Genomic DNA, 23,043 nt, shown 5'->3' with positions numbered 1-23,043 from the left:
CGTGCGCCGCACGAGCCCCGACGAGCGGGGCGCTGCCGCCGTACTCATCGCGGTTCTGCTGGCCGTCGTGCTGCTGGTGTCGGCGGCGTTCGCGGTCGACCTGGGCCAGCAGCGCGTCGTACGACGCGACGTGCAGGCGGTCGCCGACATGGTCGCGCTCGACATGGTCCGGCTGCTCGACGGCAGCAAGGCGAGCGCCTACGACCGCGCCACCTTCGAGGCCGCGAAGAACAAGAGCCTCGCGCGCAACGACGCGGCGCTGGGCGGCGAGCTGACCTCGGACGACGTCACGTGGTCGTTCGCTCGTCGTACCGAGGCGGGGGCGTGGGTCGCCGTCGCCAACGACTCCGACGAGATCCCGACCGCGGTCAAGGTGTCGGCCAAGTCGGACGTCGGCTTCGCGTTCGGCGGGGTCACCGGCGTCGACCGGGGCGGCGCCGTACGGACGGCGATGGCGCGCAACGAGGAGTCGGCCTGCGTGCTGGTCGGCTCGTTCATCGCCTCGCTCAACAGCGGCGAGGGCACGCTGCTCAACCCGATCCTCAACGGACTGCTCGGCAGCAGCCTCAACCTCGACCTGGTCAGCTACAAGGGCCTCGCCGGCGCGAACGTGTCGCTGCTCGACCTGGTCAAGGTCGGTGGGCTCGGCGTCGGCACCGTCGACGAGCTGCTCGCGCTGAAGAACGTCGAGGCGGCCAAGATCTTCGTCGCCGCGGCGAACGTCCTGCAGCAGCAGGGCAAGCTCGCCCAGGCCAACATCCTGCGTGCGATCACGGTCGCCGCGTCGACGCCCACCGTCGCGATCGGCGACCTGATCTCGGCGATGCCGGGCAGCGACGCCGCGCTGAACGCGGGCCTCAACGTCCTCGACCTGATCACCGCGACGGCGTTCGTCGCCAACAAGAACCACGCGATCGACATCCCCAACCTCGGCATCAACCTGTCGCCGCTGGCGTCGGTCACCACGTCGCTGACCGTCATCGAGTCGCCGCGGAAGAAGTGCGGTGGCGTCGGGACGACGGCCGAGACCGCGCAGATCCGGCTCAAGATCACCGCGAAGATCCCGGCGAAGAAGATCGGCGTCGACATCCTCGGCGTGCTCGGGGCGCAGGTGTCGCTCGACGAGACGGCCGTGACGGTCGACGTGGACCTGGGCAAGGCGCTGGCCACGCTCAACGAGGTGCACTGCAACCCGGCCGGACCCGACTACCTCAAGGTGGCGCTCAGCTCGTCGGTGCTCGGCTCGGCGAAGGTGTCGGCGTCCCTGGGCGCGCACGCGCTGATCACCGTGCCGCTGCTCGGCAGCGGCGGGCTGCTGGGCCAGATCCTGAGCGTGCTCGGGCTCGGGTCGCTGCTCAACCCGCCGGAGATCAAGCTCGACACCGGCCTCGCGCTGACGGCGCAGTCGCCGGGCGCCACCAACGACAGCAAGACGCTGACCCTGCCGATCCCGGGCGCCTACACGGTGCCGGTCGGCAGCGGCTCGGGCGTGATCCTGGGGCCGGTCGCTGCGTCGACCTCGGGGACGACGCAGCTGAGCATCAACTACGGCCTGCTGGGCAACCAGAACAAGGTCGTGCTCAATGCCGACCCGCTCTACAACACGGTGCTCAACCCGATCCTCAGCGCGGTGGCGGCGTCGCTCAACCCGATCGTCACGACACTGCAGAACGCGCTGATCACGCCGTTGTCGCAGCTGCTCGGTCTCCAGCTCGGCGGCGCGGACGTCTTCACCACGCCCACGCCGACCTGCAAGGGGCCCCGGCTGGTCGGCTGAGCGTCCCACCTGTCACTTCCGCCTCCTCACCAGCCACCTTCCGTCCACAGCCCCTCCTCGCCGGCGCCGTCGTCCACAGCGCCCGCCGCCCGGCTCCGGGATCGTCCCGACCCCGCGCAGGGTGGACGTCATGACGACAGCACAAGCCCGCCACGCGATCGGCGCCTACGGCGAACAGGTGGCCGCCCGCCACCTCGACTCCCTCGGCATCGCGGTGCTCGAACGCAACTGGCGATGTGACGAGGGCGAGATCGACATCGTCGCGCGCGAGGGCAGCGTGCTCGTGGTGTGCGAGGTCAAGACCCGCACCAGCCTGCTCGCCGGCACGCCCCACGAGGCGGTGACGCCCGCCAAGCTCGACCGGCTGCGGCGACTGGGGGAGCGGTGGGCGCGTGAGCGCGACATCCGGCCCGCCGGCATCCGCGTCGACCTCGTCGCGGTGCTGCGACCACCCCGTGGCCCCGCCGAGATCGATCACGTGCGGGGGCTGTGCTGATGCCCTTCGCGACCGCGCGCTGCGTCGCGCTCAACGGCGCCTTCGGCCACCTCATCGACGTCCAGGTCGACGTCTCGCCCGGCACCGCCACCGTCGCCGTCGTCGGCCGCGCCAACACCGCCCTGCGCGAGGGCGTCGACCGGGTGCGGATGGCGATCACCAACAGCGGCCTCACCTGGCCCGCCGCCAAGCGGACCACGATCCTGCTCTCGCCCGCCGACCTCCCCAAGTCCGGCACCCAGTTCGACCTCGCCATGGCGTTGGGCGTGCTTGCCGCCGACGCCCAGGTCGAGCCACGCCATCTCGTCGACACCCTGTTCGTCGGCGAGCTCACCCTCGCCGGCGGGCTGCGGGCCGCGGTCGGCGTGCTCCCGATGACCCTCGCCGCGGCCGAGCGCGGGATCCGCCGTGTCTTCGTCCCCGAGCCGCAGGTCGCCGAGGCCCGGATGGTGCCCGACGTCGACGTCATCGGGGTCCGCTCGCTCGCCCAGGTGGTCGCGGTGCTGACCGACCAGACGGTCCCCGAGGCGCCCGAGGTCGCGCCCGTCTCCGGCGCCCAGCTGATCTCGTGGCGGGGCGACGAGCGGCTCGAGGAGCTCGACCTCGCCGACCTGCGCGGGATGCTCGACGAGAAGTACGCCGTCGAGGTCGCCGCGGCCGGCGGGCACGCCGTCCTGCTCTCGGGGCCGAAGGGCTGCGGAAAGACCAGCCTCGCCGAACGGCTGCCCACGATCCTGCCCGACCTCGACCCGGAGGAGTCCCTCGAGCTCACCGCCCTCCACTCGCTCGCGGGAGTCCTCGACCCCGGGCGGGGGATGGTGGTCCGCCCGCCCTTCGCCGCGCCCCATCACGATGCGAGCAAGGCGAGCATCATCGGCGGCGGCCTCGGCCGGGTCCACCCCGGGGCGCTGTCGCGGTCGCACTGCGGCGTGCTCTTCCTCGACGAGTTCCCGCTCTTCCGCAAGGACGTCATCGAGGCGCTGCGCCAGCCGCTCGAGAGCGGCGGACATCACCATCGCCCGCAGCGACGAGTCGATCACCCTCCCCGCGGGCGGGATGCTCGTCCTCGCCAGCAACCCGTGCCCCTGCGGCAACTGGCGCGCGAGCGCCCGCACCAACCGCTGCACCTGCTCCGACCGGGTCCGCCGCACCTACCAGTCCCGCATGTCCGGCCCCATCGCCGACCGGATCGACGTGCTCCGCCACGTCCAGCCCGCCTCGCCGGCCAGCCACGACCCCTTCCGCCCCGCCGAGTCCTCCGCCCAGGTCCGCCTCCGCGTGGCCGCCGTCCGCCAACGCCAGCTCCGCCGCTTCGCCGGCTGCCCCTGGCGGCTCAACGCCCACATCCCCGGGCCCCGCCTCAAGGACACCTGGCCCGTCGACCCCGCCGCCCAGCGCCTCATCGACGCCGAGATCTTCTCCGGACGCCTCAGCGCCCGCGGCGGGGTGCGCGTCCAGCGCCTCGCCTGGACCATCGCCGACCTCACCTCCGTCCGCACCGGCGGTGACGTCGAGCCGGGCGTCGAGGAGGTCGAGATCGCCCTCCGGCTGCGGATGGGGCGGCCGCTCGATGTCCGGACCCTCGCGCCGTGGCCGGACGACCACCTGAGCGAGGTCGGCGGATGAGCGCGGCCACGTCCCCTCCGGGGCCTGACCCGATGGAGTCGCCGGCGCCGGCGACGCGGACCATCCCGGGCGCGGTCGAGCGCCCGACCGACGCCGAGCGCCTGGCCCGCGCAACGATCAGCCTGGTCGTCGAGCCCGGCGACGTCCGATGCCTGGGCCTGACCCGCGAGCTGGGCGGGGAGGCCTTCCTCGAGGTGCTCGGAGAGCACCCCGAGCTCCGCGCCGAGTTCCGCGCGGCCGCCGGCCGACTGGCGACGGTGGACGCCGAGCGGGTGCTCGAGCAGTCGGCGCGTCGAGGGATCCGTTTCGTCGTACCGGGGGATGCGGAGTGGCCCGTCTCCCTCGGCGACCTCGCCGGCGCCGGGGTCCTGCAGGACCGTGGCGAGGTGCCGGTCGGGCTCTGGGTCCGCGGTCCGCTCCGCCTCGACACCCTCGCGCCGAGCGTGGCCGTCGTCGGTTCGCGCGCCTCGACGACGTACGGCGACCAGGTGGCCTCCGACCTCGCGGCCCTGGTCGGCGCGGCCGGTCGGCCGGTGGTCTCGGGCGCGGCCTACGGCATCGACTACGCCGCCCACCGCGGCGCGCTCAGCGCCGACGCGCCGACGGTCGCCGTGCTCGCGTGCGGCGCCGACCGGGTCTATCCCCAGGAGCACCGTGACCTGCTGCGCCATCTCAGTGACAACTACGCCGTCATCTCCGAGGCGCCGCCCGGCTCCTCGCCGTTCCAGATCCGCTTCCTCGCCCGCAACCGGATCATCGCCGCACTCTCCCGCGGCACGGTCGTGGTCGAGGCCGCCGTCCGCAGCGGAGCCCTGCACACGGCCGCCTGGGCAGACCGGCTCCACCGCGTCGTGATGGCGACGCCGGGCCCGCTGACCAGCCCCGCGTCCGAGGGCGTCAACCTCCTCCTGCGCAACGGCGGCGCCGCGCTCGTCATGGGCGCCGAGGACGTCCTCGAGCTGCTCGGCGCATCCGGTCACGACCTGAGCCCGGTTCGGCGCGGACGCGAGCGACCGCGCGACCGGTTGACCGTGCGCGCCCGCCAGGTCCTCGACGCCGTACCGGCGGCCGTTCCTGCGCCGACCCGCTCGATCGCGCTCGTCGCCGGCCTGAGTGAGCCCGAGGTCGAGCGGCTGCTGGTGGGGATGTCGCAGGACGGCTTCGTCGAGCGGGTCCCCAGTGGCTGGCGACTGGGGGAGGCGGGCCGATGAGGCCCGCGCGTGTCCCCGGCGGTGGCGGGCGCTCGAGACCTACGATCGGTCGGTGGCCGCAGACCGTACGACGAGCGGTGCCCCCGCGCCGCAGGGGGAGGAGTCCGCCGAGCATGAGCACGCCCTGCCCGAGACGTTCGCGCGGGTGCTCGGCGACTACGAGCGCCACCTGGTCTCCGAGCGCGACCTCGCGCCTCACAGCGTCACGGCCTACCTCGGCGACATCGCCGGGCTCCTCGACCACGCCACCCGGCTCGGTCTCACCGACGTCGCCGAGCTCGACCTCCGCAGCCTGCGCAGCTGGCTGGCCAAGCAGCAGACGCTCGGTCTCTCGCGGACCACCCTCGCCCGCCGCGCCACCGCCGCCCGCGTCTTCACCGGCTGGCTGGCGCGGACGGGGCGCACCGCGACCGACGCCGGTTCGGCGCTCGGCTCGCCGCGCCCGCACAAGACCCTGCCCGAGGTCCTGCGGGTCGACGAGGCGCGGGAGCTGATCGCGGCCGCGACCGGCCTCGCCGACGACGGCAGCCCGGTGGGGCTGCGCGACGTGGCGATGCTGGAGCTGCTCTACGCGACCGGGATGCGCGTCGGCGAGCTCTGCAGCCTCGACGTCGACGACCTCGATCGCGACCGCAACGTCGTCCGCGTGTTCGGCAAGGGTCGCAAGGAGCGGACCATCCCGTTCGGCCATCCGGCGGCGGCCGCCCTCGACCGGTGGCTGACGGCCGGGCGTCCCGGGCTGGCGCGGTCCGGCTCGGGGCCGGCGCTCTTCCTCGGCGCGCGCGGTGGGCGGATCGACCAGCGTGCGGTCCGCACCCTGGTGCACCGGCGCCTCGCCGACGTACCGGGTGCGCCCGACCTCGGCCCGCACGGCCTCCGGCACACCGCCGCGACCCACCTGCTGGAGGGCGGCGCCGACCTGCGGTCGGTCCAGGAGCTGCTCGGCCACGCATCCCTGGCGACGACCCAGCGCTACACCCACGTCACGACGGACCGCCTCCGGAGGGCCTACCAGCAGGCGCACCCGCGCGCCTGAGCGCCTCTGCGCCGATGCGCGCCGCTGACCCGAGCCGCAGCTCGGGCGCGGGCCATCCACCCGTGGCGGCGCCGTCCGGGAGCCCGTCGAGGGGCAGCAACCGGACACTCACTCCGCCTACCAGTCGCAGGGGATCGAGGTAGGTCGCGCCCGCGATCCACCCCCAGTGCAGGCAGGCCCGGGGGAGGCAGTGCGAGCCGGCCAGCTCGAGCCGCCCGAGCACGGCGCCGGCGGGCAGGTCGGCGCCGGGGGAGACGGTGGCGGTGACGGGCTCGTAGGTGGTCCGGGTGGAGCCGTGGCTGACCACCACGACGCCCCGTCCGGCGATCCGTCCTGCGTAGGCGACGCGGCCCGGCAGGGCGGTGCGGACCGACTGCCCGGGGCTGCCGGCCAGGTCGACGCCCCGGTGTCCGGCGCCGTAGACGACGTCGGGCGGGTCGAACCGGCGCACGACCTCCGGGCGAGGCTGCAGCGGCCAGACGCCGACCGGATCGGGGCCGACCGGCCCGGGGCCGACCGAACCGGGGCCGACCGAACCGGGGCCGACCGCATCGAGCAGAGCGAGAAGGACCGAGAGCAAGGAGAGGAGCAGGGCGGGTGGGCGAGGTGTGCGGGTCATGGAGCGAGCATCGGTCGACGGGCCGGCAGGGCGGTCGAGGGACGATGCGGCGTGTGGACAGGGGGCGCGTCCAGCACGGCCTGTGGAGAGCAGGCGGCCGCTGCTGGGACCGGTGATACCGGCGGCGGCGGGTCGCGATTGGCTCGTGACCGACCCGACGCCGTAGTCTGGGATGTACCGGTCCGCCCTGGGCCGGAATTCGCTCGTCCGCAGACCACGACGGGCCGCTCACTGCGGTGAGCAGCCCGATCGCCCGTGGGCGTCGATCCTCAGTCCGTTCGAGAGAGCGGTCGGATCGCGCGCAGACGACAGGAACCAACTGAAAACAACAGGAGATTCATCATGGCTGTCGTGACCATGCGCCAGCTCCTCGAGAGCGGCGTCCACTTCGGACACCAGACCCGTCGTTGGAACCCGAAGATGAAGCGATTCATCCTCACCGACCGCAACGGCATCTACATCATCGACCTGCAGCAGTCGCTGGCCTACATCGACCGCAGCTACGCCTTCGTCAAGGAGACCGTGGCCAAGGGCGGCACGATCATGTTCGTGGGCACCAAGAAGCAGGCCCAGGAGGCGATCGCCGAGCAGGCGACCCGCGTCGGCATGCCCTACGTCAACCAGCGCTGGCTGGGCGGCATGCTCACCAACTTCTCGACCGTGCACCAGCGGATCAACCGCCTCAAGGAGCTCGACGAGGTCGACTTCGAGGACGTCGCCGGTTCCGGCCGCACCAAGAAGGAGCTCCTGCAGATGAAGCGGGAGCGCGACAAGCTCGACAAGACCCTGGGCGGCATCCGTGAGATGTCCCGGGTCCCGTCGGCGGTCTGGATCGTCGACACCAACAAGGAGCACCTGGCGGTCGAGGAGGCGCGCAAGCTGCGCATCCCGATCATCGCGATCCTCGACTCCAACTGCGACCCCGACGACGTCGACTTCCCGATCCCGGGCAACGACGACGCGATCCGCGCGGTCGGCCTGCTGACCCGTGTCATCGCCGACGCCGCCGCCGACGGGCTCATGGCCCGCTCGGGCGCCGGCTCCGCCAACACCGCCGCCGAGGAGCCCCTGGCTGCCTGGGAGCGCGAGCTCCTCGAGGGCGAGGCCGCTCCGGCCGCCGACGCCGCTCCGGCTGCTGAGGCCACCGAGGCTCCGGCCGAGGCCGCTGAGGCCACCGAGGCTCCGGCCGAGACCGCTGAGGCCACCGAGGCTCCGGCCGAGGCTGCTGCCGACGCTCCGGCCGAGGCCTGAGCACACCCCGAACCTCCTGACCCTCAGACCCGAAGAAGGGATCCATGGCATTCACTGCTGCTGACGTCAAGAAGCTCCGCGAGCTGACCGGCGCCGGGATGATGGACTGCAAGAAGGCGCTCGACGAGACCGACGGCGACTTCGACAAGGCAGTCGAGCTGCTCCGCGTCAAGGGCGCCGCCAAGGCTGCCGCCCGTGGCGCCGAGCGCGAGACCTCGGCCGGCCTGGTCGCCAACCACGGCGGCGCGCTGGTCGAGCTGAAGTCCGAGACCGACTTCGTCGCCAAGAACGACGACTTCATCAAGGCCGCCCAGCAGATCGTCGAGGCGATCGCCGCGGGCAAGGCCACCGACACCGAGTCCGCCAAGGCGCTGCCGCTGGGCGACAGCACCGTCGGCCAGGTCGTCGAGGGTCTCGCCATCACCATCGGCGAGAAGATCGAGCTCGGCAACGTCGCGTACTTCGACGGCCCCGTCGCGGTCTACCTGCACAAGCGTGCGGCCGACCTCCCGCCGGCCGTCGGCGTCATCGTCGAGTACGAAGGCGACGAGGCCGCCGCGCGTGGCGCCGCCATGCAGGTCGCGGCCCTCAAGGCCCAGTACCTGACGCGCGACGAGGTCCCCGCCGACATCGTCGCCGCGGAGAAGGACGTCCTCACCAAGAAGACGATCGAGGAGGGCAAGCCCGAGGCTGCCGTCGCCAAGATCGTCGAGGGTCGCCTCGGCGGCTTCTTCAAGGAGATCGTCCTGCTCGAGCAGGAGTCGGTGTCGGAGAGCAAGAAGAGCGTCAAGGACGTTCTCGACGCCGCCAACACCACGGTCAAGCGGTTCGCCCGCTTCGAGGTCGGCGCCTGATCAGACTCGTAGCGCATCGGACGGCCGGTGGTCCCGCAAGGGATCGCCGGCCGTTCGGCATTTCGCCCAAGCGGGACAGGCGTCCCGGTTCCGGGGCCCGGAGTCCTCGATTCCCCGAATCGGGTTGAGGTCCTGGATCAGCGGGGTAGGTTCGTCTCGCTCACCCCCAGGCGAAAGGGCAGACGGCCAACATGGGCTTCATGGACAAGGTCCGCGGACAGTTCATCGACATCATCGAGTTCCTCGATGACAGCCGAGACACGATCGTGTGGCGGTTCCCCCGCCAGGGCAACGAGATCAAGATGGGCGCCAAGCTCGTCGTACGCGAGGGCCAGACGGCGGTGTTCGTCAACGAGGGCCAGATCGCCGACGCGTTCACCCCGGGCACCTACACCCTCGAGACCCAGAACCTGCCGATCCTCTCGACCCTCAAGGGCTGGAAGTACGGCTTCAACTCGCCGTTCAAGGCCGAGGTCTACTTCGTCGGCACCCGCCTCTACACCGACATGAAGTGGGGCACCCAGAACCCGATCACGCTGCGTGACAGCGAGTTCGGCATGGTCCGGCTGCGGGCGTTCGGCACCTACGCCATGCAGGTCACCGACGCCTCCGCGCTGCTGCGCCAGCTGGTCGGCACCGACCCGCAGTTCCGCACCGAGGAGGTTGCGGAGTTCCTGCGGCAGAACATCGTCAGCCAGGTTGCCACCGCGCTCGGCAATGCCAACATCCCGATGCTCGACCTGGCCGCCAACCAGGACACCATCGCGGCCAACCTCGCCGAGACGCTGACCGGCAACCTGCGCGACATGGGCATCGCCATCCCGCGCTTCGTCATCGAGAACATCTCCCTCCCGCCGGAGGTCGAGAAGGCGCTCGACAAGCGGACGTCGATGGGCGTGCTCGGCAACCTCGACCAGTACACCAAGTTCCAGGCCGCCGAGGCGATCGAGGACGCCGCCCAGAACCCGGGTGGCGGCGCGGGCGCCGGCATCGGGCTCGGCATGGGCATGGCGATGGGCCAGTCGATGGCCAACGCGCTCAACCCCCAGGGCCAGCAGGCCCAGCAGCAGGCCCAGCAGCAGGCCCAGCAGCAGGCGCAGCCGCAGCCGCAGCAGGCCGCGCCGGCGCCGGCGGGGGGTGCGGCCCCGCCGCCGCTGCCGGGTGCCGCGCGGCCGTGGTTCATCGCCGTGGGCGGCCAGCAGGTCGGTCCGCTGGCGGTCGACGAGCTCCCCGCGAAGGTCTCCACCGGCGACCTGACCAAGGAGACGCTCGTCTGGCAGGACGGCATGGGCGCCTGGACGGCGGCCGGCGAGGTCGCCGCGCTCAGCCAGCTGTTCCCGGCGACGCCGCCGCCGCTGCCGGGAGCCTGACGTGTCCGAGACGCCACCGCCGCTGCCGGGTCCGCCGGCCGGCGGGCCCCCGCCGCTGCCCCCGCAACAGGCCGACGACCTGGCCGACGACCTGGCCGACGACCTGGCCGACGACCTGGCCGACGACCTGGCCGGCCGTACGCCGACGTCCGCCGTCTGCCCCAACTGCGGCGGGCAGCTGGCCTACGAGCCCGGCACCGACAAGCTGCGCTGCGAGTCCTGCGGCTCCCAGCAGACGATCGTGCTCAAGGACGCCCAGATCCAGGAGCACTCCTTCAATGACTGGGAGGCGCGCAACACCAACACCCTGGTCTCGCTCGTCGCCGACCACGAGCTGCGCTGCTCCAACTGTGGTGCGGTGTCGGTGACCTCAGAGCTGTCGTCGAAGTGCCAGTTCTGCGGCGGCGCGCTGGTCGCGACCGACGTGCCGGAGGGGCTCGTCGAGCCCGAGGGCATCATCCCGTTCCACATCGACCGCAAGCAGGCGCGGGCGGCGTTCGGCAACTGGATCTCGAGCCGCCGGTTCGCGCCCAACGCGCTCAAGCAGGTCGGCTCGACCGAGGGCCTGACCGGCACCTACCTCCCGCACTGGACCTTCGACGCCGCCACCGAGAGCGACTACGAGGGCCAGCGCGGCGACTACTACTACACGACCGAGACCCGCACCGTCTCCGACGGCCAGGGCGGCACACGTACGGAGACCTACCAGCAGCGGCACACCGCGTGGCGCCACGCCAGCGGCCACGTCAGCCGGTTCTTCGACGACGTCGTGGTGCTCGGCTCCCACGCTCTCGACCCCAAGAAGGTCCAGAAGATGGGGCCGTGGCAGCTGGGGGAGGCCAAGCCCTTCCAGGAGGAGTTCATCACCGGCTACTCCACGGTCCGCTACGACGTCGACCCGGTCGTCGGCGCCGAGCAGGCCCGCCAGCAGATGGTCGAGGTCATCAAGGACGACGTTCGCCACGACATCGGCGGCGACGAGCAGCGGATCAGCGGCCTCAACGTCACCTACAACAACCCGACCTTCAAGCTGCTGCTGATGCCGCTGTGGATCGCGACCTACCTCTACCAGGGCCAGACCTGGCAGGTGATGGTCAACGCCAACACCGGCGAGGTGGTGGGCGATCGGCCCTACAGCGCGGTGAAGATCGCGTTCGCCGTCCTGGCCGCGCTGATCGTGATCGGCGCGATCGTCGGTGTCGTCCTGGCCACAAGGAACAGGTAGTCGCCGCGCCCCGCACTCACGGCGAGGCGCCCGGACACGGTAACCTCGACCGTCGCGGGCGCTTCGTGCGCGCGCATTCCTCGAACTCATGGAAGGACCCCGGTGCCCGGCTACAAGCGAGTCCTCCTGAAGCTCTCCGGTGAGGTGTTCGGCGGCGGCAAGCTCGGCGTCGACCCCGACGTGGTGCAGTCCATCGCACGCGAGATCAAGGCCGTCGTCGACGCGGGCGTGCAGATCGCCGTCGTCACCGGCGGCGGCAACTTCTTCCGCGGCGCCGAGCTGCAGCAGCGCGGCATGGACCGCGTCCGTGCCGACTACATGGGCATGCTCGGCATCGTCATGAACTGCCTGGCGCTCCAGGACTTCCTGGAGAAGATGGAGGTCGAGACCCGCGTCCAGACCGCCATCACGATGGGGCAGGTCGCCGAGCCCTACATCCCGCGGCGCGCGATCCGCCACATGGAGAAGGGCCGCGTCGTGATCTTCGGCGCCGGCATGGGCATGCCCTACTTCTCGACCGACACGGTCGCCGTCCAGCGCGCGCTGGAGAGCAAGTGCGACGTCGTCCTGGTCGCCAAGAAGGGTGTCGACGGCGTCTACAGCGCCGACCCCAAGATCGACCCCACGGCCACCAAGTACGACGAGCTGACCTACAGCCAGGCGATCACCGAGGGCTTGCGGATCATGGACCAGACCGCGTTCGCCCTGTGCGGCGAGAACAAGCTCCCGATGATCGTGTTCGGCATGGAGCCCGAGGGCAACATCCTGCGGGTCGTGCAGGGTGAGAAGATCGGTACGCGCGTCAGCGCAGGCTGAGCCCTCGAGGCAGCAGCGGCGGTAGCGCAGTAGGCGTAGAAGGCAACGAAGGAGAACCGGTGATCAACGACACGCTCAACGAGGCCGACCAGAAGATGGGCAAGTCGGTCGACGCGACCCGTGAGGAGTTCGCGGCGATCCGTGCCGGCCGGGCGCACCCCAGCATGTTCAGCAAGATCCTGGTCGACTACTACGGCTCGCCCACGCCGCTGCAGCAGCTCGCGTCGTTCACGGCTCCCGAGGCGCGCATCATCGTCGTCTCCCCGTACGACGTGGGCGCGATCAACGCGGTCGAGAAGGCCATCCGCGACTCCGACCTGGGCGTCAACCCCTCCAGCGACGGCAAGACCCTGCGCTGCGTCTTCCCCGAGCTGACCGAGGAGCGCCGCAAGGAGTTCATCAAGCTCGCCAAGGAGAAGGCCGAGGGCGGCAAGGTCGCCGTCCGCCAGGTCCGCCAGAAGGCCAAGCAGGGCCTCGAGAAGCTCGAGAAGGACGGCGAGGTCGGCAAGGACGACGTCACCGGCGCCGAGAAGCGGCTCGACGCGCTCACCAAGAAGCACACCGACGCGATCGACGAGCTGCTGAAGAGCAAGGAGGCGGAGCTGCTCGAGGTCTGACCTCGACTCTCCGACTCCACTCCATGACGACGTCTCCGGCGAACGACGCTGCCCCGAAGAAGGACCACGGCCGCGCCGGCCGTGACCTGAAGGCGGCGGTCGGCTCGGCCGTCGTCCTGCTGGCCGCGATCGCGGCCAGCCTGCTGTTCTGGAAGCCGGCGTTCATGCTGATCGTCGCGGCTGCCGTGGTGGTCGCGGTCTGGGAGCTCCGCAAGGGGCTCTTGGCGCGCGACATCGACCTGCCCGAGCAGCCGCTGATGATCGGCGGCGTCGTGATGGTCGTCGTCGCCTACCTGTGGGGGGCCGACGCGCTCGTCACGGCGACCGCGGTGAGCGCGCTGGCGATCATGCTGTGGCTGCTGCGCCGCGGCGTCGACGGCTACGTCAAGAACGCCACCGCCTCGGTCTTCGCGCTCGTCTACGTGCCCTTCCTCGGCTCCTTCGTCGCGCTCATGCTGGGCGAGGGCGGCCGCGACGGCGGTGGCCTCGACGACCAGGGCGTCCAGGGCATCGTCACGTTCATCCTGGTGACGATCGCCTCCGACATCGGCGGCTACATCGCCGGCGTCCTCTTCGGCAAGCACCCGATGGCGCCGGTCATCTCCCCGAAGAAGTCCTGGGAGGGCTTCGCCGGCTCGACCATCGCGACCATCGGCGCCGGCATCGCGCTGGTGGTGTGGCTGCTCGACGGCGACTGGTGGATCGGCGTCGCGCTCGGCCTGATCGCGGTCGTGATGGCGACGCTGGGCGACCTGTGCGAGTCGGTCATCAAGCGTGACCTCGGGATCAAGGACATGAGCCAGGTGATCCCGGGCCACGGCGGCCTGATGGACCGGCTCGACTCGCTGCTCGCGACGATCGCGCCGATCTGGCTGCTGCTCCACTACGCGATCTTCTGAGCCGGCGCCTCACATCTCGCTGCGGACCGCCCACAGGTCCGGGAACAGTTGGCGGCTGACCGTGCTCCACAGGTACTCCGCACCCGAGGAGCCGCCCGTGCCGGGCTTGTGGCCGATGGTCCGCTCGACCATCTTCACGTGCCGGTAGCGCCACTCCTGCAGCCCCTCGTCGAGGTCGACCAGGCGCTCGGCGACCTGCGCGGCGCCGCTGTCGTCGGCGTACGCCGTGAGGATGCTGCGCTGGACGTCGGCGGACGGCTCCCAGGCCGCGGTGAGGTCGCGCTCGAGCGCGGCCGCAGGGACGTCGTAGCCCTGCGTGACGAGGTAGCGCAGGAACGAGTCGAAGAGCGAGGGGCGCGACATCGCGGCGGCGATCCGGTCGCGGCCGGCGCTGCCCTCGGGGTAGTGCTCGAAGACGCGGCGGTCGCGGCGGCCCAGGGTCGCCTCGAGCTCGCGGAACTGCTCGGACTGGAAGCCGCTGGAGGCGTCGAGGCGGCCGCGGAAGCTGGTGAACTGGCGCGGCGTCATGGTCTCCAGGACGTCGATCTGGGCGACCGCGACCTTGAGGATCGCGCGGACCCGGCCGAGCGTGTGCAGCGCGTGCGGGGTGTCGCCGGACTCGAGGCGGCGCTGCAGGCCGCCCAGCTCGTGCAGCATCTGCTTGAACCACAGCTCGTAGACCTGGTGGATCACGATGAACAGCAGCTCGTCGTGCTCGTCGGAGCGCGGGTGCTGGGCGGAGAGGACGTCGTCCAGCGCGAGGTAGCTGCTGTAGGTGAGCGCGGGGTGCTGGGCGTTCGGGTCGGTGAGATCGGTCACCGGCCTACTCTCACAGGTCGGTGAGGCTCGCTGCCAGTACGACACGGTCGCCGGGAAGCGTGCCTCCCAGGGTGTGCCCGCTACGATCGCCCGGACATGAGCGACGCAGACGAGGCCGAGGTGGCCGCACCGCGTGAGACGGACGACCAGCGGTCGCGCCGTCCCGACTGGTTCCACCGCGGGCACCCGGTCTTCTTCCCCCTCGCGGGGTTCTTCACCGGCATGGTGTCGATCATCGTCGTCCCCGGGCTCTACGCGGCGATCATCAAGTGGATCGCCGGCTACAAGCGCGTCGAGGAGCTCTTCCCGTTCGTGCTGCTCCTGCTCGTCGTCCCGATCGGGCTGCTGGTGCCGCACCACACGCGCCGGTTCGGGCGCTACATGCTGCTCGGCATGGTCGCCACGGCCGTCGTCGTCGGGGGAGTGGCGGTCGCGGTCGGCTGGTTCCTCTACCAGAAGGACGCCTGAGCGCTCCCGCCGGGGCGCTCCCCGCGCGGTGCGCGATTGGGTGAGCGCTCGTCGAGGTGGGAGAATCGTCGGCGCTATGTCCGACCAGCCTGCCGCCGCGCCGAAGCCGCTTCCCCTCGTCCTCGCCGAGCCGCGCGGGCGCAAGAAGCCTCCGCGGCACCTGGCCGACCTGACCCCCGCCGAGCGCAAGGACCTGCTCGTCGAGATGGGGCTGCCCGGCTTCCGCGCCAAGCAGGTCGCGACCCACTACTTCTCGCGGCTCGTCGACGACCCCGAGCAGATGACCGACCTCCCGGCCGCCCAGCGCGCCGAGCTGGTCGACGCCCTGCTGCCCGACCTGATGACGCCGCTGCGCACCCTCGAGGCCGACAAGGGCACCACGCGCAAGACGCTGTGGAAGCTGTTCGACGGCGCGCTCGTCGAGTCGGTCCTGATGCGCTACCCCGGCCGCACCACCATGTGCGTGTCGAGCCAGGCCGGCTGCGGCATGGCGTGCCCCTTCTGCGCGACCGGCCAGGGCGGTCTGCAGCGCAACATGTCGACCGCCGAGATCGTCGAGCAGGTCCTCGCCGGTGCCCGCGCGCTCGACCGCGACGAGGTTCCCGGCGGGCGCGGCCGCGTCAACAACGTCGTGTTCATGGGCATGGGCGAGCCGTTGGCCAACTACAAGGCCGTCGTCGGCGCCGTACGACGCCTGACCGAGCCGGCCCCCGACGGCTACGGCATGTCCGCGCGCGGCATCACCGTCTCGACCGTCGGCCTCGTGCCCCGGATCAACCAGCTCGGCGACGAGGGCATCCCGGTCACGCTCGCGCTGTCGCTGCACGCGCCCGACGACGAGCTGCGCAACGAGCTGGTCCCGATCAACACGCGCTTCTCGGTCGCCGAGACCGTCGACGCGGCCTACGGCTACTTCGCGAAGACCGGTCGGCGGGTGTCGATCGAGTACGCGATGATGCGCGGCATCAACGACCAGGCGTGGCGCGCCGACCTGCTGGCCGACGTCCTCAACGAGCGCGGGCACGGCTGGGTCCACGTCAACCTCATCCCGCTCAACCCGACCAAGGGCGGCCCCGTCTTCCAGGGGAAGATCTTCACGCGGTCCGAGGACGGCGACATGGCTGAGTTCGTCCGCCGCCTCGAGGCCAAGGGCGTGGCGACGACGGTCCGCGACACCCGGGGCAACGAGATCGACGCGGCGTGCGGGCAGCTGGCCGCGCAGGAGTGAGCTGAGCGGTCAGCCCAGGCGCTCGCTCGTCGTACCGGACGAAATGGTCGCGAAACGGGCCGATTGACGACCGAATCGTCCGGTACGACGGCCGCTCAGGCCAGCGGGTTGTCCACGAGCAGCTCCACGTTCCGGTCGTCGAGTGTGCCGAGTCCCTTGCTCCCGTCATGCCAGTCGTTGGCCGCCAGCTCGCGGGCCAGCCCCGCCAGCTGTACGGCGTCCGCCGTGCCCGCGCCGACCGAGGCCGGGCCGGCGTGGTCGACCATGGTGGTGAAGATCGACAGCGTCCCGTCGCCGTTGTCGGCGACCTCGATGATCCGGGCCTGCTGCGGCCAGTCGATGTGGGAGGCGGTGGTGATCTCCCAGAGGCCGCCGCCACCGGGGCGGGGGCGCGGGGTGATCTTGTTGACGTGCGTGTGGCCGTTGACCCAGGCGATGACCTGGGGTGCGGCGAGGAGGGCGTCGAGGACGGTGGCGCCGGTGACGCGTGGCTCGAGGGAGCCGCCGGTCGCGACGAGCGGGTTGCCCATCGAGTCGGAGGTGTGGTGGCTGAAGACCATCACGACCTTGTCGGTGGAGCGGGCGAGCAGGTCGGTCAGCCAGGTGAACTGGGTCTTGTCGAGCGAGCCGTCGTAGTAGCCGTTCGGGTTGACCGTGTCGAGGACGACGAACCGGAAGGCGCCCTGGTCGAAGGTGTAGTAGGCGGTGCCTTGCTGGCGGTTCACGTCGGTGAAGCCGTGGCCGAAGGGGGCGCCGCCGAGCGCGAAGTGCTGCTCGACGATCTGCTTGCGCGACAACAGCCGGCGGTCGCGGTCGGCGGTGACCAGGCGGACGCCGGAGTTGAGCGCGCCGCCGAGCAGGTTCGTGAGCAGCGCGGCGGGGTCGGCGAAGAGGTCCTGGAGCAGCTGCTGCGGGTCGGCACCGGCGGGCGGCGAGATGACCTTGAGGGCGCCGGTGGCGATCAGGTTCAGCTGCAGCGTCTTGGCGGGGAAGTTGCCCTGGACGAGGCCGTCGTGGTTGCCGAAGACGGAGTACCACGGGATGTCGAGGCCCTCGGCGGTGAAGGGGCGGCGGGCGGCGTCGAGCAGGCCGGGCACGACCGGGAAGCCGTACTCCGAGCGCGGCCGGTCGACCAGCTTGCCCTTCGGCGCGCCGTCCGGGTGCCAGTACGCCGCGTCGTACGTCAGCGGGTTGCTGTCGGCGACGCCCTCCCACGTGCGCAGGTTGCCCGAGTCGACGCGGACCTCGCCGCCGTTGAGGAGACTGATGTTCCAGCGGACCTCGTTGTACTGCGAGTTGTCCGAGTTGTCGCCGGTCTGGATCGCCAGCGCCAGCGGCTTGCCGGTGACCGGGCCGTTCGCGACCTGGTTGATCGCGCGGACCATCGAGTCGGCGACCTGGCCGGTCAGCATCTCCTGCGCCCGGTACGACGACGTGAAGATCCCCGTCGCGGGCAGCGGGCCCGGGTCGTCGAGTCGGTCCGCCCACTCCAGGCGCAGCGGCGACTGGGCGTCGACGACGTGGACGTCGCTGAGCTGGACGAACGCCAGCATCGCCTGGCGCCGGGTCTCGCGACCGGCGGCGGCCTCGACGCCGAGGCCGGCGCGGACGTGGTGCGGCTCGCCGGCGACCGCGATCACCTTGCGGTAGCCGCCCGCGCCGGCGGCGCCGCGGGTGTAGGTGCGCTCCAGGGTCGCCGTACTGGTGCCGGGGACGGTGGGGGCGGCGGAAGCCGGGGACGGCCGGACGACGCCCGGCAGCGCGGTGGCCGCGGCGGTCAGCCCGCCGGCCGTGACGGCATTGCGGATCAGGTTTCGGCGAGAGATCTCCACGAAGGTGGCAACGAGCCTCGGTGAGCCGGGTCACGTCGTACCGGACCCGTCCCCAGCCGTTCACGCACCGGTCGCCGGACCCTCCATCAACCGTGGGGGCACGTTGCCGGAGCGTTCCTAGCGTCGCTGCCATGGACAAGCTCCGCGTGCTGGTGGTGGCCGAGTCGTTCCTTCCGCAGATCAACGGCGTCACGAACTCCGTGCGCCGGGTCCTCGAGCATCTCGCCGCCGAGGGACACGAGGCCGAGCTGGTCGCGCCGACCGGCCCGGACATGTACGCCGGCTTCCGCGTCCGCCGCTCCCGGGGCGCGAACCTGCCCTTCTACCCGGACTTCCGGCTCGGCCTCGAGACGCGCCGCCGGCTCCGGCACGTGATGGCGCAGTACCGGCCCGACGTCGTCCACATCGCCTCGCCGGCGACCCTCGGCTACCAGGCCTCGCGCGCCGCGGCCGAGCTCGGCATCCCGACCGTCGCGATCTACCAGACCGACCTGGTCGGGTTCGCCGAGCGGTACGACGTCCCCGGGGGCGCCCGTGCGGCCGCCGGTCTGACCCGCCGGATCCACCACCACGTCGACCGGACGCTCGCCCCGTCGACCGCGAGCATCGAGCAGCTGCAGGCGCTCGGCGTCCCCGCGGTCCACCGGTGGGGCCGCGGCGTCGACCTGGTCGCCTTCCACCCGCGGCACCGCGACGAGACGCTGCGGCAGGGGCTCGCGACCGACGGCCGCCTCCTCGTCGGGTACGTCGGCCGGCTGGCCGCCGAGAAGGAGCTCGACCTGCTCACGCACCTCGCCGACGATCCGCGCTACGCCCTGGTGATCGTCGGCGGCGGCCCGGAGGAGCAGCGGCTGCGCGGCCTGCTCGGCGACCGGGCGCGCTTCCTCGGGCTGCTGCACGGCGACGACCTGAGCCGGGCCTACGCCTCGCTCGACATCTTCGTGCACACGGGCCGCTACGAGACCTACTGCCAGTCGGCGCAGGAGGCGCTCGCCTCCGGCGTCCCGGTCGTCGCGCCGGCCGCCGGCGGGCCGGTCGACGTCGTCACGCACGGCGCGTCCGGTCTGCTCTACCGGCCGGGCGACGGCGCGGACCTGGCGGCGTCGGTCGACGTCCTGGCGCGCAACGAGGCGCTGCGGACGGCGATGGGCGCCACCGCGGTGCAGTCGGTGCAGCGGCGCTCGTGGTGGGCGATCAACGAGCAGCTGGTGGCGCACTATCGCGCGGTGATCGGCGCGCGGGTCGGCGTGCGCGCGGCCTGAGCTACTCCGCGAACAGCGCCGCCGCCTCCTCGACCGTGTCGACCAGGTGCACGTGCTTCTCCATGACCCGCCCGCGCGCGAGCGCCTGCAGCAGCGGCCAGGCGGGCAGCTCCTCGGTCCAGTAGGCGCGGCCGACGAGGACCATCGGGGCGACGGCGGTGTCGGCGGCGTAGTAGTTCTCGCACGCGTCCTGGAAGACCTCCTGCACCGTGCCGCCGGCGCCGGGCAGGAAGACGATGCCGGCGTCGCAGAGCTGGAGCAGGATCGCCTCGCGCTGGGCGTTGCGGAAGTACTTCGCGATCGCGGTGGCGAAGAGGTTCGGCGGCTCGTGGCCGTAGTGCCAGGTGGGGACGCCGAGGGAGGCGCTGGGCCGCGGGTCGAGCGCGAGGACGTCGCGCGCGGCGGCGGCCCAGGCGTCGATCGACGGCCGGAAGGACGGGACGGCGGCGAGCCGGTCGAGCGCCGCGTCCAGGGCGCCGGGGGGTGCCGCGGCGAAGCGGCCGCCGAGGTTGGCGGCCTCCATCGCGCCCGGCCCGCCGCCGGTCGCGACGACATGGCGGCGCCCGAGGAGGGCGCCCAGGTGGGCCGCGTCGGCGTACGCGGGCATGCCGCGGTCGGCGGCGTGGCCGCCCATCACGCCGACCAGCGAGCGGTCGCGGATCCAGGCGGCGAGGGCGCGGTCGATCGACTCGTCGTGCAGCGCCTGCGCGAGCGTGTCGGCGTGGCCGTTGGTGCGCTGCGACCAGGCGTAGGCGCGGGCGTCGAGGCTGTCGGCGTAGGGGACGGCGTCGTAGAGCTCGTCGGCGGCGTACAGGCCGGCGCGCTGCGGGTTGACCGGGGGAGTGCCGATCGCGGGCAGCACGAGGGCGCCGCGCGCGACCAGGCGGTCGCGGTCGCCCGGGGCGAAGGCGCAGCCGACGAAGGTGGTGCGGCTGACGTCGCTCGCGGCCAGCGCCTCGGACCGCTCGGTGAGGTCGAGGCCCACCAGGCGCCAGCCCTGGAGGCGCCGCGCGCCGTCGGCCACCCGCCGGTCGAAGTCGGCGAGCGTGCTCACGACGACGATCCGGCCGCGTCTGCTTCTCACGGGCAGCACGCTAGCGAGGAAGACCAGATGGCGGACTCATTTAAACTGTAGTGGTTTACTTGACTTTAGGCTGGGCGTTCCCCCCCAGCGAAGCATCCCGACAGGAGCACCGCACGATGACCCATCGTCCCGAGACCCTCGCCGTCCACGCCGGTCAGGAGCAGGCCGACCCCGCCACCAACGCGCGGGCGGTGCCGATCTACCAGACCACGTCGTACGTCTTCAACGACACCGAGCACGCGGCGAACCTCTTCGCGCTGTCCGAGCCCGGCAACATCTACACGCGGATCATGAACCCGACCCAGTCGGTGTTCGAGGACCGGATGACCCAGCTCGAGGGCGGCGTCGGCGCGCTCGCGACCGCGTCCGGCTCGGCCGCGATCACCTACTCGGTGCTCAACCTGACCTACGCCGGCGACAACATCGTCGCCGTCTCCACGCTGTACGGCGGCACCTACGCGCTCTTCGCGCACACCCTGCCGCAGTACGGCATCGAGGTCCGCTTCGTCGACCCCGACCGCCCCGAGGACCTGGCCGCGCTGGTCGACGACAAGACCAAGCTGGTCTTCGCCGAGACCATCGGCAACCCGAAGGTCAATGTCGTCGACGTCCGTGCCTGGGCCGACGCCGCCCACGCGCAGGGCCTGCCGCTCATCGTCGACAGCACGGCCACGACGCCGTACCTGGCGCGGGTGTTCGAGCACGGCGCGGACGTCGCGGTGCACGCCGCCACCAAGTACATCGGCGGCCACGGCACCTCCATCGGCGGCATCATCGTCGACTCGGGCAACTTCGACTGGGCCGCCCACGCCGAGCGCTTCCCGGGCCTCACCCAGCCCGACTCCGCCTACCACGGCGTGGTCTGGACCGAGGCCGTCGGCAACCTGGCCTACATCATCCGCGCCCGCACGGTGCTGCTGCGCAACACCGGCGCCGCGATCGCGCCGCTCAACTCGTGGCTGTTCCTGCAGGGCCTCGAGACCCTGCACCTGCGGATGGAGCGCCACAGCGCCAACGCGCTCGCCATCGCCCAGTACCTCCAGGGCCACGACTCCGTCGCCTGGGTGTCCTACCCGGGCCTCGACGACAACCCCTACAAGGCGGTGGCCGACGGCTACTTCACCGGCAAGGGCTACGGCGGCCTGGTGTCCTTCGGCCTCAAGTCCGGACGCGACGACGGCAAGCGGTTCATCGAGGCGCTCGAGCTGTTCAGCCACCTGGTCAACATCGGCGACGCCAAGTCGCTCGCGGTGCACAACGCCACGACGACCCACTCGCAGCTCACGCCCGACGAGCTCGAGGCGGCCGGCGTCCCGGAGGAGCTGGTCCGGCTGTCGATCGGCATCGAGCACGTCGACGACCTGATCGCCGACCTCGACCAGGCGCTGACCGCCGCCAAGTGACGTCAGCGACGTGATCGCCGCCGACGGCGGTCTCGGCATCGTCGCGACCCAGCGGGCCGTTCTCACCGAGAACGGCCCGCTGGTGCTCGCCTCCGGGGCACAGCTGCCCCATGTCGAGGTCGCCTACGAGACCTACGGCGCGTTGAGCCCGAGCCGGGACAACGCCGTCTTCGTCTGCCATGCCCTCACCGGCGACGCCCATGCCGCCGGCTGGCACGAGGGCGCCCGTCGCCCGGGCTGGTGGGACAACCTGATCGGCCCCGGTCGGGCCGTGGATACCGACCGATACTTCGTGATCGCCGCCAACCTGCTCGGCGGATGCTCCGGTACGACGGGACCGCTGTCGATCGACCCCGCGACCGGGCGGCCCTACGGGGCCGACTTCCCGGCGCTCGACATGGCCGACTTCGTCAGCGCCCACCGCGGGCTGCTCGACCACCTCGGCGTCGACCGGCTGCACGCGGCCGTCGGCGGATCCCTCGGTGGCATGCAGGTCCTGGAGTGGGCGCTGCAGGAGCCGGACCGGATCGACCGCGCCGTCCTCGTCGCCGCCAGCTCGCGGCTGACCACCGAGAACATCGCGTTCTCCGCGGTCGCGCGCGCCGCCATCCTCGAGGACCCCGACTTCCGAGACGGCCGGTACTTCGAGCACGGCGTCACGCCCCGGCACGGGCTCAAGGTGGCCCGGATGATGGCTCACATCACCTACGTCTCGGAGCTCTCCCTGGCCGAGAAGTTCGGGCACCGGCGCGACACCGCCGGTCACGACAAGCGGCTGGCCGCGGACTTCGAGGTGGAGCACTATCTGCAGCACCAGGGCGAGTCCTTCCTCGACCGCTTCGACGCGCTGTCCTACCTCCACCTCACCCGGCCGATGGACTACTTCGACCCGTTCGGCGCCCACCAGGGCGTCGTCCCGTCGACTCGCTTCGAGCTGATCTCGTTCGACACCGACTGGCGGTTCCCGACCGCCCACTCGGTGCGGATCCGCGACCAGCTGGCCGCACGCGGAGCGGCCGTCGAGCACGCCGAGCTGACCTCGCCGTGGGGGCACGACTCCTTCCTGCTGGAGCCCGACGGCTACCACGACCGGGTGCGCGCCTTCCTCTCCTGATCGGAGCGCTCCTGCGCGGGCGACCGGCTGGCTACC

General features: G+C 71.8%; 21 protein-coding genes and 2 pseudogenes. 19 read left to right on the top strand and 4 right to left on the bottom strand.

From position 1 onward, the window contains the following. Position 1 precedes the first annotated feature (1 nt). From AB4880_RS18755 to AB4880_RS18725, 7 genes and pseudogenes are all read left to right on the top strand, one after another. Positions 2–1,777, top strand: a complete 1,776-nt coding sequence (locus AB4880_RS18755; protein WP_367920748.1) for a Tad domain-containing protein — start codon at positions 2–4, stop codon at positions 1,775–1,777. Positions 1,778–1,907: 130 nt separating this feature from the next. Next, on the top strand, positions 1,908–2,273 hold the full coding sequence (locus AB4880_RS18750) for a YraN family protein (RefSeq protein WP_367920747.1): 366 nt from the start codon (positions 1,908–1,910) through the stop codon (positions 2,271–2,273). Next, positions 2,273–3,247: pseudogene (locus AB4880_RS18745) on the top strand (ATP-binding protein); the annotation flags it as partial. The gene AB4880_RS18750 and the pseudogene AB4880_RS18745, both read left to right, overlap by 1 nt. Before the next feature lie 82 nt (positions 3,248–3,329). Next, positions 3,330–3,431, top strand: a pseudogene (locus tag AB4880_RS18740) (ATP-binding protein); the annotation flags it as partial. Positions 3,432–3,437: 6 nt separating this feature from the next. Then, positions 3,438–3,899: a magnesium chelatase subunit ChlI family protein gene (locus AB4880_RS18735; RefSeq protein ID WP_367920971.1), complete on the top strand. Its 462-nt coding sequence runs from the start codon at positions 3,438–3,440 to the stop codon at positions 3,897–3,899. Beyond that, positions 3,896–5,110 carry a DNA-processing protein DprA gene (gene dprA / locus AB4880_RS18730; protein WP_367920746.1) on the top strand — a complete coding sequence of 405 codons (1,215 nt, stop codon included), beginning with the start codon at positions 3,896–3,898 and terminating at the stop codon, positions 5,108–5,110. Before AB4880_RS18735 ends, dprA begins: the two co-directional genes overlap by 4 nt. Positions 5,111–5,162: 52 nt before the next feature. Further along, complete coding sequence (locus AB4880_RS18725; protein ID WP_379228317.1) at positions 5,163–6,146, top strand: tyrosine recombinase XerC; 984 nt, start codon at positions 5,163–5,165, stop codon at positions 6,144–6,146. Here the strand turns inward: AB4880_RS18725 and AB4880_RS18720 are convergent. Next, positions 6,094–6,765, bottom strand: a complete 672-nt coding sequence (locus tag AB4880_RS18720) for a peptidoglycan DD-metalloendopeptidase family protein (RefSeq protein WP_367920745.1) — start codon at positions 6,763–6,765, stop codon at positions 6,094–6,096. The two genes, AB4880_RS18725 and AB4880_RS18720, sit on opposite strands and share 53 nt — an antisense overlap. A 342-nt stretch (positions 6,766–7,107) precedes the next feature. Between AB4880_RS18720 and rpsB the strand changes: the two genes are divergently transcribed. From rpsB to AB4880_RS18685, 7 genes are all read left to right on the top strand, one after another. Next, positions 7,108–8,016, top strand: a complete 909-nt coding sequence (gene rpsB / locus AB4880_RS18715) for a 30S ribosomal protein S2 (RefSeq protein ID WP_367920744.1) — start codon at positions 7,108–7,110, stop codon at positions 8,014–8,016. A 44-nt stretch (positions 8,017–8,060) separates the two neighbouring features. Then, complete coding sequence (gene tsf / locus AB4880_RS18710) at positions 8,061–8,870, top strand: translation elongation factor Ts (protein ID WP_367920743.1); 810 nt, start codon at positions 8,061–8,063, stop codon at positions 8,868–8,870. 200 nt (positions 8,871–9,070) lie between these two features. Next, positions 9,071–10,240, top strand: coding sequence for an SPFH domain-containing protein (locus AB4880_RS18705; RefSeq protein WP_367920742.1), 1,170 nt, complete (start codon positions 9,071–9,073; stop codon positions 10,238–10,240). A gap of 1 nt (position 10,241) precedes the next feature. Continuing rightward, entirely contained in the window at positions 10,242–11,465 is a 1,224-nt protein-coding gene (locus tag AB4880_RS18700) for a hypothetical protein (RefSeq protein WP_367920741.1), read from the top strand. A 102-nt stretch (positions 11,466–11,567) separates the two neighbouring features. Continuing rightward, positions 11,568–12,281, top strand: a complete 714-nt coding sequence (gene pyrH, locus AB4880_RS18695) for a UMP kinase (protein WP_367920740.1) — start codon at positions 11,568–11,570, stop codon at positions 12,279–12,281. Between the two features lie 62 nt (positions 12,282–12,343). Next, the gene (gene frr, locus AB4880_RS18690; protein WP_367920969.1) at positions 12,344–12,898 is read left to right on the top strand and encodes a ribosome recycling factor; all 555 of its coding nucleotides are present in this window, start codon (positions 12,344–12,346) and stop codon (positions 12,896–12,898) included. Positions 12,899–12,921: 23 nt separating this feature from the next. Beyond that, a complete protein-coding gene (locus AB4880_RS18685) occupies positions 12,922–13,797 on the top strand; it encodes a phosphatidate cytidylyltransferase (protein ID WP_367920739.1) in 876 nt (291 codons plus the stop codon). A gap of 9 nt (positions 13,798–13,806) precedes the next feature. Here AB4880_RS18685 and AB4880_RS18680 read toward each other — a convergent pair whose 3' ends face one another. Beyond that, positions 13,807–14,616, bottom strand: a complete 810-nt coding sequence (locus AB4880_RS18680; RefSeq protein ID WP_367920738.1) for a tryptophan 2,3-dioxygenase — start codon at positions 14,614–14,616, stop codon at positions 13,807–13,809. A 96-nt stretch (positions 14,617–14,712) separates the two neighbouring features. Here AB4880_RS18680 and AB4880_RS18675 point away from each other — a divergent pair, with 96 nt between their 5' ends. Further along, positions 14,713–15,084 (top strand): hypothetical protein, encoded by a 372-nt coding sequence (locus tag AB4880_RS18675; protein ID WP_367920737.1) that lies wholly within the window; start codon positions 14,713–14,715, stop codon positions 15,082–15,084. A 76-nt stretch (positions 15,085–15,160) separates the two neighbouring features. Then, positions 15,161–16,312 carry a dual-specificity RNA methyltransferase RlmN gene (rlmN, locus tag AB4880_RS18670; protein ID WP_367920736.1) on the top strand — a complete coding sequence of 384 codons (1,152 nt, stop codon included), beginning with the start codon at positions 15,161–15,163 and terminating at the stop codon, positions 16,310–16,312. Between the two features lie 95 nt (positions 16,313–16,407). On the opposite strand, the gene AB4880_RS18665 is transcribed toward rlmN, so the two are convergent. After that, positions 16,408–18,144 carry a TIGR03767 family metallophosphoesterase gene (locus AB4880_RS18665; protein ID WP_367920735.1) on the bottom strand — a complete coding sequence of 579 codons (1,737 nt, stop codon included), beginning with the start codon at positions 18,142–18,144 and terminating at the stop codon, positions 16,408–16,410. 131 nt (positions 18,145–18,275) lie between these two features. On the opposite strand from AB4880_RS18665, the gene AB4880_RS18660 reads away from it, so the two are divergent. Further along, positions 18,276–19,406 carry a glycosyltransferase family 4 protein gene (locus tag AB4880_RS18660; RefSeq protein WP_367920734.1) on the top strand — a complete coding sequence of 377 codons (1,131 nt, stop codon included), beginning with the start codon at positions 18,276–18,278 and terminating at the stop codon, positions 19,404–19,406. Between the two features lies 1 nt (position 19,407). On the opposite strand, the gene AB4880_RS18655 is transcribed toward AB4880_RS18660, so the two are convergent. Next, positions 19,408–20,490 (bottom strand): LOG family protein, encoded by a 1,083-nt coding sequence (locus tag AB4880_RS18655; RefSeq protein WP_367920733.1) that lies wholly within the window; start codon positions 20,488–20,490, stop codon positions 19,408–19,410. Between the two features lie 116 nt (positions 20,491–20,606). On the opposite strand from AB4880_RS18655, the gene AB4880_RS18650 reads away from it, so the two are divergent. Both AB4880_RS18650 and metX read left to right on the top strand, forming a co-directional pair. Continuing rightward, the gene (locus AB4880_RS18650; RefSeq protein WP_367920732.1) at positions 20,607–21,893 is read left to right on the top strand and encodes an O-acetylhomoserine aminocarboxypropyltransferase/cysteine synthase family protein; all 1,287 of its coding nucleotides are present in this window, start codon (positions 20,607–20,609) and stop codon (positions 21,891–21,893) included. A gap of 10 nt (positions 21,894–21,903) precedes the next feature. Next, positions 21,904–23,007 carry a homoserine O-acetyltransferase MetX gene (gene metX / locus AB4880_RS18645; RefSeq protein ID WP_367920731.1) on the top strand — a complete coding sequence of 368 codons (1,104 nt, stop codon included), beginning with the start codon at positions 21,904–21,906 and terminating at the stop codon, positions 23,005–23,007. Positions 23,008–23,043: the final 36 nt, after the last annotated feature.

It is taken from the genome of Nocardioides ginsengisoli (assembly GCF_039537225.1).
Classification (GTDB): domain Bacteria; phylum Actinomycetota; class Actinomycetes; order Propionibacteriales; family Nocardioidaceae; genus Nocardioides; species Nocardioides ginsengisoli.
The sequence above is the reverse complement of the archived record's forward strand: the minus strand, read 5'-3'. Positions and strand labels throughout refer to the sequence as shown.